This is a genomic window from Streptomyces sp. NBC_01352 (assembly GCF_036237295.1).
GTDB classification, from domain to species: Bacteria; Actinomycetota; Actinomycetes; order Streptomycetales; family Streptomycetaceae; genus Streptomyces; species Streptomyces plumbiresistens.
In genome coordinates this window covers 8,720,821-8,731,722 of the sequence record NZ_CP108354.1, presented here as the reverse complement: position 1 = coordinate 8,731,722, position 10,902 = coordinate 8,720,821, and the positions used below count along the sequence as shown (strand labels likewise).

General features: G+C 71.5%; 9 protein-coding genes. 4 read left to right on the top strand and 5 right to left on the bottom strand.

What is annotated here, in order from left to right:
* Positions 1–88: 88 nt before the first annotated feature.
* The 5 genes from OG252_RS40085 to OG252_RS40065 all read right to left on the bottom strand — a co-directional run bounded on the left by OG252_RS40085 (position 89) and on the right by OG252_RS40065 (position 4,074).
* Positions 89–712 carry a GTP-binding protein gene (locus OG252_RS40085; RefSeq protein WP_266442637.1) on the bottom strand — a complete coding sequence of 208 codons (624 nt, stop codon included), beginning with the start codon at positions 710–712 and terminating at the stop codon, positions 89–91.
* A complete protein-coding gene (locus tag OG252_RS40080) occupies positions 693–1,112 on the bottom strand; it encodes a DUF742 domain-containing protein (RefSeq protein ID WP_266442634.1) in 420 nt (139 codons plus the stop codon). Before OG252_RS40080 ends, OG252_RS40085 begins: the two co-directional genes overlap by 20 nt.
* Positions 1,109–1,516, bottom strand: coding sequence for a roadblock/LC7 domain-containing protein (locus OG252_RS40075; RefSeq protein WP_266442631.1), 408 nt, complete (start codon positions 1,514–1,516; stop codon positions 1,109–1,111). Before OG252_RS40075 ends, OG252_RS40080 begins: the two co-directional genes overlap by 4 nt.
* Positions 1,513–3,117: a sensor histidine kinase gene (locus tag OG252_RS40070; protein WP_266442628.1), complete on the bottom strand. Its 1,605-nt coding sequence runs from the start codon at positions 3,115–3,117 to the stop codon at positions 1,513–1,515. Before OG252_RS40070 ends, OG252_RS40075 begins: the two co-directional genes overlap by 4 nt.
* Before the next feature lie 321 nt (positions 3,118–3,438).
* Complete coding sequence (locus OG252_RS40065; protein WP_266442626.1) at positions 3,439–4,074, bottom strand: TetR/AcrR family transcriptional regulator; 636 nt, start codon at positions 4,072–4,074, stop codon at positions 3,439–3,441.
* 153 nt (positions 4,075–4,227) lie between these two features.
* Between OG252_RS40065 and OG252_RS40060 the strand changes: the two genes are divergently transcribed.
* The 4 genes from OG252_RS40060 to atzF are packed head-to-tail and all read left to right on the top strand — an operon-like array spanning position 4,228 to position 10,830.
* On the top strand, positions 4,228–5,052 hold the full coding sequence (locus tag OG252_RS40060; protein WP_329342340.1) for an urea amidolyase associated protein UAAP1: 825 nt from the start codon (positions 4,228–4,230) through the stop codon (positions 5,050–5,052).
* The gene (locus OG252_RS40055; RefSeq protein WP_329342338.1) at positions 5,049–5,654 is read left to right on the top strand and encodes an urea amidolyase associated protein UAAP2; all 606 of its coding nucleotides are present in this window, start codon (positions 5,049–5,051) and stop codon (positions 5,652–5,654) included. Before OG252_RS40060 ends, OG252_RS40055 begins: the two co-directional genes overlap by 4 nt.
* Positions 5,651–9,163 (top strand): 5-oxoprolinase/urea amidolyase family protein, encoded by a 3,513-nt coding sequence (locus OG252_RS40050; RefSeq protein ID WP_329342336.1) that lies wholly within the window; start codon positions 5,651–5,653, stop codon positions 9,161–9,163. The genes OG252_RS40055 and OG252_RS40050 overlap by 4 nt, the downstream gene beginning before the upstream one ends.
* Positions 9,164–9,177: 14 nt before the next feature.
* Complete coding sequence (atzF, locus tag OG252_RS40045) at positions 9,178–10,830, top strand: allophanate hydrolase (protein WP_329342335.1); 1,653 nt, start codon at positions 9,178–9,180, stop codon at positions 10,828–10,830.
* Positions 10,831–10,902: the final 72 nt, after the last annotated feature.

Genomic DNA, 10,902 nt, shown 5'->3' with positions numbered 1-10,902 from the left:
GGATCCGGTTGCCGTGTCTGTCTGCGGGGCTGTCTTGGGCTGGGGAGCCGTGTCCGGCCGGGGCCGGCGCGTCGCGGCGGGTGCGCGGTCATCGTCGTAGCGCGCCCGTCATCGCGAGGGAGTGCAGGAAGCGCATGAGGGTCATCAGCGTGTCCCGGCTGGAGGCGCGGCGGCGCGCGTCGCACTCGATGATGGGGATGTCCTCGCTCAGGTCGAGCGCCGTACGCAGGTCCTCGACGGGGTAACGAGGCGCGTCCGGGAAGGAGTTGACGGCGACCACGAACGGCACCCCGCGCTCCTCCAGGCGTCCCATGACGTCGAAGCTGACCTCGAGGCGGCGGGTGTCGATCAGCACGACCGCGCCGAGCGCGCCCTCGAACAGGCCGTTCCACAGGAACCAGAAGCGTTCCTGGCCGGGGGTGCCGAAGAGGTAGAGCACCAGCTGGTCGGTGATGCTGATGCGGCCGAAGTCCATCGCCACGGTGGTGGCCGTCTTGGTCTCGGAACCGTAGTTGTCGTCGACCCCGACGCCGGCCTGCGTCATGGTCTCCTCGGTGGTCAACGGTTTGATCTCGCTGACCGAGCCGACCATGGTCGTCTTGCCGACCCCGAAGCCGCCGACGATGACGATCTTCACCGCGGCCTCGGCGGTCTGCGGGAGGTGGTCCTCTGTTCGTGGACCCGTGATGGTGTCAGAGCTTTTGAAGTCCATGCATCACCGCTTCGAGGAGGGAACGGTCGGCCAGCGCCTGGCGGATGATCGGGGCGCGGACCGTCACCAGTTCGGCCGTCACCAGCTCGGTGAGCAGGACGGTCACCACGCTGAACGGCAGACTGAGGTAGGCCGACAGTTCGGCCACGGACAGGGGAGCCGTGCACAGCCGGAGCAGCGCCGCCTGCTCGGGCGTGGCGGAGGGCGGTGGGTCGGCGCGCGCCACGATTAACGTGACCAGGTCGAGCTCGACGCGCTCGACGCCGTCCGGTCCCGTGATCACGTACAGCCGCTCGGGGTTCTTCTTCTGTCCCTCGGGCGGTTCCTGTTCCTCCCGCGGGGGCGGTTGCGGAACGGGTTCTGGCTTGGGGAATCGCCGCTGGCGTTGCGGAGGAGTCATACGGTCTGGCCGTTGCGCCTGGGCGGGCTGGTGAGGTGCGCGCCGATCCGGACGACCAGGTCGCTCATGCGGGCGCTCATGAAGCCGGGCTCGGCACGCACGTCGGAGAGCACCGCGAGGTAGGCGTTGGCACCGGCGGCCATCAGATAGAAGTAGCCGCCGTTGATCTCGATGAGGACCATCTTCATCTCGCCGTCGCTGCCCGGGATCTCCTGGGCGACGGCGGTCGCCAGGCTCTGCAGGCCGGCGCAGGCCGCGGCGACGCGGTCGGCGGTGTCCGGGTCGCCGCCGTGGCGGGCGATGCGCAGGCCGTCGGCGGAGAGCACCACGATCATCTGAATGCCCGGTACGCCTTTGGCGAGGTCCGTGAGCATCCAGTCGAAGTTGCCTCGCTGCTGGATCACTTGAGGTTCCCCTCGTCGTCGGCCTCGACGTGGGCCGGTTCATTGGTCGGCTGGGTGACTGCGGTGGAGCCGGGGCGCTTGAGTCCGTCGAAGAACGCCTGGACCCACAGGCCCGGTGGGGGTTCGGGCGCCTTCTCGGGCTCTGGCTCGGGTTCGGGCTCGGGGTCCCGCTTGGCGGTCGACCAGATGGTGGGCCGGCCCTCCCGTTCCGCCTGTTCGATGGCGGCCTGTTCGGCGTACCGCTGGGTGAGCGAGGTCTTGACGCGGCTGCGGCGCTGCGGCAGTCCGTTCGCGGTCCACTCGGTGACCTCGGGGACGTCGTCCTCCAGGGCGAGCGCGGCCGTGATCTTGGGGCTGGTGGGGCGGCGCTTCTTGATCGTGCGCTTGGGACCGGGGAGGGCACCGAGGTCGACCTGGGGGACGGCGGTGGCGCCGATGCCGTGGGCGAGTCCGACGCCGGGCTCGGAGGTGAGCATGTCGCTGGGCACGACGAGGATCGCGCGGACCCCGCCGTACGCGGAGGCGCGCAGCGAGACCTGCATGTCGTAGGTCTTGCAGAGCCGGCCGACGACGGCGAGGCCGAGGCGCGGCGACTCGCCGAGGTCCTGGAAGTCGACGCCCGCCTTGGCGCGCTCCAGCATGCCCTCGGCCCGGGCGCGGGTCTCCTCGCTGAGGCTGACGCCGGCGTCCTCGATCTCGATGGCGACGCCGGTCTGCACCTCGGTGGCGGTGACGTGCACCTTGGTCTGCGGCGGGGAGTAGCGGGTGGCGTTGTCGAGGAGTTCGGCCGCGGCGTGGATGACGGGCTCGACGGCGGTGCCCTTGACGTTGACCTTGGCGATCGAGGAGAGGTCGATGCGCCCGTACTCCAGGATCCGGGACATGGCGCCGCGCAGCACGCTGTACAGCGCGACGGGCTCGGGCCACTGACGGCCGGGGCGGCCGCCGCCGAGGACGGAGATGGAGTCGGCGAGCCGCCCGATCAGCGCGGTGCCGTGGTCGATGCGCAGCAGGTCGTCGAAGACCTCGGGGTTGCGGCCGTGGTCCTCCTCCATCTCGCGGAGTTCACTGGCCTGCTGGTGGACGATCGCCTGGACGCGGCGGGCGATGTTGACGAAGGAGCGCTGGGTGGAGTCGCGCAGGACTTCTTCCTGGTCGACGATCTTGAGCACCGTCTTGATCAAGGACACCTGCGCCTCGGGGAGATCGCGCCAGGCGGGGTCCATGTCGCCGAGGTGACGAATCACCTCTCCGGGGGTACTTCCACGGCGCAGCCGGTCCAGCGCGGCCGGCGCGATCTCCTTGGCGAGGCGGGTCATCTCCTCGTCGTGGGCGGCGATCCGCCGTTCCAGATACGCGGTGTGACGGGCGTGCTCCGCGCGCACGTCCCGTAGGTCGCGGCGGCGCCGCATCGCTTCGGCCGCCATCGCGATCACCAGCAGCGTGGCGACGGCTCCGCACGAGCCGACGGCCACCCGGGCCGGTTCCGTCACCACGGCGACGGCGGCCCCGGTCGCCGCGGCCATCAGTATGGCGGGCAGCAACAGCACGCGCGCGTACGGAAGTTCACGGCGACTGGGAGGAGATTGAACACTCACCATGTGGGCCCTCTGAAACAAATCGGCTGGGGGTCGGGGGAGCTTGCAGGGGGGTACGTCATGGACCTGTCGGGATCTTCGGTATTTTCGGGAACAAACGCACGAATACATCTCAACTCGGTGTGCTGCGGGCGAGCTTAGTCCGACCGGATCATCGCCGTGTCATATTCAGCAAGCACCTGAAATGGGCCCGCGGAGAGGAGTACTCTCGGCTCCATTTACACGCTGCGATTCCGTTCGCACACGGTGCGTCACGGCGTACGGGCATGCGAAAACACTCACCGTGACGGGTGAAGTGCCCCTGAAGGAGCGGCGCGAGGAGCCTCAGACCCCCGCGATGCGCAGCGCGGCGTCGGCCGTGGCCTCCGCGAACGCCGACACGGGTCGCTCCGGATCGGAGCGGTGCACGAGGATGACACCCTCGATCAGCCCGAACACGAGGTCCGTGCGCAGGTCGAGCTCACTCTTGGCGAGCGCGCCGCCCGCCTCGGTGGCGGCGAGCAACTGCCGGTAGGCGTCCTTGAGTTCGGCGCGCACGGCATGGAAGCCGGCGAACCGCTCGGCGCGCACCTCGGGCAGCAGGTAGAGGACGCCGAGGTTGTGCGGTCCGCCGCACAGCACCTCCACGTCGGCGCGGCACAGCTCCCACAGCCGGTCCTCGGCCGGGGTGGCGTCGTCGGCGAGGAGTTCCCGGGCGTACGCCAGCGAGGGCGTGACCGTGGACTCCAGGAGCTCGGCGAGCAGCTCCTCCTTGCCGGAGACGTAGTGGTACATGGACGCCTGCCGCATCCCGGCCCGCTCGGCGACGACCCGGGTGGAGGTGGCCGCGTAGCCGAGCGTGGTGAACAACTCCGCGGCGGCCAAGAGGAGCTCCTCGCGCGGTTCGAGTCCGCTGTCCGGCCGCTGCGCGGCCCGCGGCCTGCCCACCCGTCGGCTCCGGTCTGCGCCTGCTGTCCCCATGGGTCGATCCTCGCACACGCCCTTCCGTGGCGATCTTCGTGAGGGCCCGGTAACCGAGCGGCAACAGTGCGGCAACGCCCGTGACCCGGCCCGCCCCTAATTTCTGTCAAGCGACAGAAATCAGCCCCGAGACCCACAGCCGGAGGTGCCGGTATGGCGACAGCGACCACATACGGAGCCCGCGCCCACGCACGCGCCCAGGAGGGCACGCGCACCGAGGCCATGCCCGTCGTACCGGCCGGCACCTGGCCGAACCCGCCCTGCGAGGCGGGCCACCTGGTGTGGGCGGAGACCGTGGCGGGCGGCAACTACACGCACCGGGTGCTGGCCCGCGGCACCGAACTGCGCCTGACCGACACGCACGGCGACGCCTGCGCCCACCTGCTGCTGTTCGTCGCCGACCGGCCCTGGGAGCGGCTCAACGTGGCCGACACGGTGAAGGTCCAGTGGAACGCCTACCTCGGCGAGGGCCAGCTGCTCCTGTCCGACCAGGGCCGGGTCCTCGCCTCGGTGATCGCCGACACCTCCGGGCGGCACGACGCCCTGTGCGGCACCTCCACCCTCGTCCGCAACACCGAGCGCTACGGCGACGGCACCCCGCAGAGCCCCTCCCCCGCCGGCCGGGAGCTGTTCAAGCTGGCCGCCGCGAAGAACGGCCTGGAGCCCCGCGACCTGCCGCCGTCGCTCTCCTTCTTCCAGAGCGTGGAGGTCCGCGAGGACGGCGCCCTGGACTTCGCCGGCTCGGCCGGCCCCGGCCTCAGCGTGACGCTGCGCGCCGAGCAGGACCTGACGGTCCTGATCGCCAACGTCCCGCACCCGGCCGACCCCCGCGCCGAGTACGTCAGCACCCCGCTGGAGGTGCTCGCCTGGCGCGCCGCGGCCACCGGCCCCGACGACCCGCTGTGGGACGCCACACCCGAGGGCCGCCGAGCCTTCCTGAACACCGCCGAGTTCCTTGCCGCCAGGGGGATCGCATGAGCACCACCGTCGTTCCCGCACGCGCCGCGTGGTCCGCCGTCATACGCACCGGCCAGACCCTCACCGTCACCGACCTGCACGGCAACCAGGCCGTCGACTTCCTGGTCTACGACGCCCACGACACGTCGGTCCGTTACAGCGCCCCCGACACGATTCATGCGCAGGGGAACATCTTCCTCACCACCGGCAGTGTGCTGATGTCGAACGAGTACACCCCCCTCATGACGGTGGTCGCGGACGACGTGGGCCGCCACGACACGGTCGGCGGCGCCTGCTCCAAGGAGTCGAACACCCTCCGGTACGGCCATCACACCTGGTCCCAGCACGCGTGCGTGGACAACTTCCTCGCCGAGGGCGCCCGGCACGGCCTCGGCAAGAGGGACCTGGTCTCCAACATCAACTGGTACATGAACGTGCCGGTCGAGAAGGACGGCACCCTCGGCATCGTCGACGGGCTGTCCGCTCCCGGCCTGGCGCTGACCCTGCGCGCCGAGCGCGACGTCCTCGTCATGGTCTCCAACTGCCCCCAGATCAACAACCCGTGCAACGGCTTCGAGCCGACGGCGGTGGAGATGACGATCACCGAGGCGGGCGCCGCATGACCTTCGACACCCTGCTCGTCGCCAACCGGGGCGAGATCGCGGTCCGCATCATCCGTACCGCCCGCGAACTCGGCCTGCGTACGGTCGCGGTCTACTCCGACGCGGACCGCTCGGCCCCGCACGTACGGCTCGCCGACGAGGCGGTGCGACTCGGCCCGGCGCCCGCGAAGGAGTCGTACCTCGACGCCGACCTGGTGCTGAGGGCGGCGAAGGACTCCGGCGCGGGCGCGATCCACCCCGGCTACGGCTTTCTGTCCGAGGACGCGGCCTTCGCCCGGCGCTGCGAGGACGCCGGGATCGTGTTCGTGGGCCCGACGCCGGAGCAGCTGGACCTGTTCGGCGCGAAGCACACGGCCCGCGCGGCGGCCCAGGCGGCCGGGGTGCCGCTGGCTCCGGGCACGGGACTGCTGGCGTCGCTGGACGAAGCGCTCGCACACGCCGCCGAGATCGGCTATCCGGTCATGCTCAAGGCGACCGGCGGTGGCGGCGGTATCGGCATGTCGGCGTGTCACTCCGCCGAGGCCCTGGCCGACGCCTGGGAGAGCGTGCAGCGCGTCGCCGCCGCCTCCTTCTCCTTGGCCGGCGTCTTCCTGGAACGCCTCGTCGAGCACGCCCGCCATGTCGAGGTGCAGGTCTTCGGTGACGGCGAGGGCAGGGTCGTCTCCTTCGGCGACCGCGACTGCTCCCTCCAGCGCCGCAACCAGAAGGTGCTGGAGGAGGCCCCGGCACCGGGACTGCCGGACCACGTGAGGGACCAACTCGCCTCCAACGCCCGTGACTTGTGCGCCTCCGTCGGCTACCGCTCCGCCGGTACCGTCGAGTTCGTCTACGACGCCGCCCGCGAGGAGGCGTACTTCCTGGAGGTCAACACCCGTCTCCAGGTGGAGCACCCGGTCACCGAGGAGATCTACGGCGTCGACCTGGTCGCCTGGATGCTCCGCCTGGCGCGCGGCGAACAGGACGTCGTCCGCGACCCGGGCACCCCGCGCGGCCACGCCGTCGAGGCCCGGGTCTACGCCGAGAACCCCTCGCGCGAACACCGGCCCAGCGCGGGCCTGTTGACGCGGGTCGAGTTCCCGCCGGGCGTGCGCGTCGACAGCTGGGTGGAGACCGGCACCGAGGTGACCACGTCGTACGACCCGATGCTCGCGAAGGTCATCGCGTACGGCCCGGACCGGGCGCACGCGCTGCGGCGGCTGGACGAGGCACTGGCCCGCACCCGCGTCGACGGCATCGAGACGAACCTGGGCCTGGTGCGGGCGGCGCTCGCGCACCGCGACGTCACGACCGCCGCGCACTCCACGGCCACACTCGCCGCCATCAGCGACCCGACTCCGCGCATCGAGGTCGTCTCCGGCGGCACCCTCACCACCGTGCAGGACTGGCCTGGCCGCACCGGGTACTGGCAGGTCGGCGTCCCTCCGTGCGGCCCGATGGACGACCTGTCCTTCCGGCTCGGCAACCAGGCGCTCGGCAATGCGGAGAGCGCCCCCGGCCTCGAATGCACCCTCCAGGGCCCGACCTTGAGGTTCACCCACCCCACGACCGTGTGCGTGACGGGCGCACCGGCCCCGGTCACCGTCGACGGTACGCCGGTCGCGCAGTGGGAGCCGGTGACGGTGCCCCCGGGGGCCGTACTGGAGATCGGCGCACCCTCCGAACACGGCCTGCGGACCTACGTGCTGTTCGCCGGGGGCCTCGACGTGCCCGCCTTCCTGGGCAGCGCGAGCACCTTCACGCTGGGCCGGTTCGGCGGGCACGGCGGACGGGCGCTGCGCACGGGAGACGTCCTGCACGGCGGAACGGTCGTCCAGGGAACACCGGTCACGCAGACGGACCGCCCGGACTTCGCTGCCGTCTGGCACGTCAAGGCCGTCGAAGGCCCCCATGCCGCCCCGGAGTTCTTCACCGAGGACGACATCCACGACTTCTACGCCGCCGACTGGAAGGTCCACTTCAACTCGGCACGCACGGGCGTCCGCCTGGTCGGCCCGAAGCCGCGCTGGGCCCGCACCGACGGCGGCGAGGCGGGCCTGCACCCGTCCAACATCCACGACACCCCGTACTCCGTCGGCGCCGTCGACTACACGGGCGACATGCCGGTGCTACTGGGCCCGGACGGCCCCTCCCTCGGCGGGTTCGTGTGCCCGGCGACGGTGATCAGCACCGAGCGCTGGAAGCTCGGCCAACTGCGCCCGGGCGACACGGTGCGGTTCCTGCCGGTGGACGCGGACGGCTCGCCCCGCGACGACATCGTGGACGGCGGCATCCTCGCCCGGGACGGCGACGTCACGTACCGCCGCAGCGGTGACGACAACCTGCTGGTCGAGTTCGGCCCGATGCAGCTCGACCTGGCGCACCGCATCCGGGTCCACGCTCTCATGGAGGCGGTGGCCGAGCAGGTCCCGGAGGGGATCACCGACCTGACACCGGGCATCCGCTCCCTCCAGATCCGCACCGACCCGCACCGCCTCCCGCAGCCCGAACTCCTCACCGTCGTACGGGAGATCACGGCATCGCTCCCGCCGAGCGACGAACTGGTGGTGCCCTCCCGCACGGTCCACCTCCCCCTGTCCTGGGACGACCCGGCGACCCGCGAGGCGATCGCCCGCTACATGGCGGGCGTGCGCGACGACGCGCCCTGGTGCCCGTGGAACATCGAGTTCATCCGCCGCGTCAACGGCCTGGACTCGGTGAACGACGTCTACGACACGGTCTTCGACGCCGAATACCTAGTCCTGGGCCTCGGCGACGTCTACCTGGGCGCCCCGGTGGCCACGCCCCTCGACCCCCGCCACCGCCTGGTGACCACCAAGTACAACCCGGCCCGCACCTGGACGGCCGAGAACTCGGTCGGCATCGGCGGCGCCTACCTGTGCATCTACGGCATGGAGGGCCCCGGCGGCTACCAGTTCGTGGGCCGGACGACCCAGGTCTGGTCGGGCTGGCAGCAACGCGGCGCCTTCGAGCCCGGCTCCCCCTGGCTCCTGCGCTTCTTCGACCGGATCAAGTGGTACCCGGTGGACGCCGACGAACTCCTCGACCTGCGCGCCGACATCACCTCCGGCCGCTTCGTGCCCCGCATCGAGGAGGGCACCTTCTCGCTGGCCGAGTACCAGGCGTTCCTGGCCGAGAACGCCGAGTCGATCGCCGAGTTCAGGTCCCGCCAGCAGACCGCGTTCTCGGCGGAGCGGGACGCGTGGGAGGCGGCGGGCGAGTTCACCCGGGCCGAGGCGGCGGCCGCTCCGGCCGCTCCCCCGGCCGAGGTGACCGTCCCCGCGGGCGGCCGTCTGGTGGAGGCCGAGTTCGCCGCGTCCGTATGGCAGCTGAACGTCGAACCGGGGGACGCGGTGACGGCCGGACAGCCACTGCTCGCCCTGGAGGCGATGAAGATGGAGTCCAGGGTGCACGCGCCGATGGACGGCGTGGTCGCTCAGATCCTGGCCAGGCCCGGGGACCAGGTGGAGGCGGGGACGGCACTGCTGGTCCTGGCCCCCGCCGCACAGTGAAAGAGGAACAAGAAATGGCCACCACCCTCGCCCGCGTCCGCGCCGCCTACGCCCGCATCGCCGCCGTTGACCGCCCCGAGATCTGGATCGACCTGCGTCCGCAGCCGGAGGTCGAGGCGGAGGCCCGCACGATCGACGAACGGGTCGCCTCCCTCGAACCACTCCCCCTCGCCGGTCGCCTGTTCGCCGCCAAGGGCAACATCGACGTGGCCGGCCTGCCCACCACCGCGGGCTGCCCGTCGTACGCGTACAACCCCCACACCGACGCACCGGTCGTCGCCCGCCTCCGCGCCGCGGGCGCGATCGTGCTGGGCACCACGAACCTGGACCAGTTCGCGACGGGCCTGGTCGGCACCCGCTCCCCGCACGGCGCCGTCCGCAACGCGTACGACCCGGCCAGGATCAGCGGCGGCTCCAGCTCCGGCTCTGCCGTCGCGGTGGCCCTGGGCATCGTCGACTTCGCCCTCGGCACCGACACCGCCGGCTCGGGCCGCGTACCGGCCGCCTTCAACGGCATCGTCGGCATCAAGCCCACCCGAGGCCTCGTCCCGACCACGGGCGTGGTCCCGGCCTGCGCCTCCCTCGACTGCGTGACGGTGTTCGCCCGCACCCTCCCGGAGGCCGAGCAGGCCCTGTCGTACATGGCGTCCCCACCCGACCGCGACCTCCCACCGCTCCCCCAGCGCACGCCGGGCCCGTGGCGGATCGCGGTGCCCCCACGCGACCAGCTGGGCGAACTGGACGAGGGCTGGGCGCAGGCGTACGAGACCACGGTCGCCCAGCTCATCCAGGCGGGCGCCTCGGTGCGGGAGATCGACCTCGCACCCTTCACCGAGGCCGCCGCGATGCTCTACCAGGGTGCGTTCGTAGCCGAGCGCTACACAGCAGTGGGCACCTTTGTCGACAAGGCGATGGCCGAAGAGGACACATCCCTCGACCCCACGGTCGCAGGCATCATCACCCGCGCCCGAGACATCCCGGCCCACCAGCTCTACGCCGACACCGACCGCCTGGCCGCCCTGCGCACCCGCGCCCTCGCGGAACTCGCCGACGCGGACGCCCTCCTCCTCCCCACCGCCCCCGGCCATCCCACCCTCGCCGAGGTGGCCGCCGACCCCCTGGGCGCCAACGCCCGCCTGGGCCGCTTCACCAACTCCACGAACCTCTTCGACCTGGCCGCGGTCGCCGCCCCCGCCGGCGAGGTCGACGGCCTGCCCTTCGGCGTGATGCTGATCGGCCCGGCGTTCACGGACGAACGCCTGGCCCGCATCGCCGCCCTGCTCCGACCGGAGACCCACCTCGCGGTGCTGGGCGCCCACCTCACCGGCCAGCCGCTCAACCCCCAACTCCTGTCCCTGGGCGCCCGCCTCGACCGTACGACCACCACCGCACCCGTCTACCACCTGCACGCACTGGCCACAGAACCGCCCAAACCGGGTCTCGTCCATGTCGGTGAAGGCGGGTCAGCGATCGAGGCAGAGGTATGGCGCCTCCCCGCGGAGTCCCTCGGCACACTCCTCACGTCCCTCCCCCGACCAATGACACTGGGCAGCGTGGAACTGGCGGACGGCACCCGACTCCCGGGCTTCCTGTGCGAACCGAGCGCCCTCAAGGACGCCGAGGACATCACGTCGTACGGCGGCTGGCGCCCGTATCTGAACCGCTGAGGTCCAGTTCGCCCCCACGCACCCGCACTCGCCCACGGCGGAAAGGGGACGTGTCGGGGGGTGTCCGCCCGC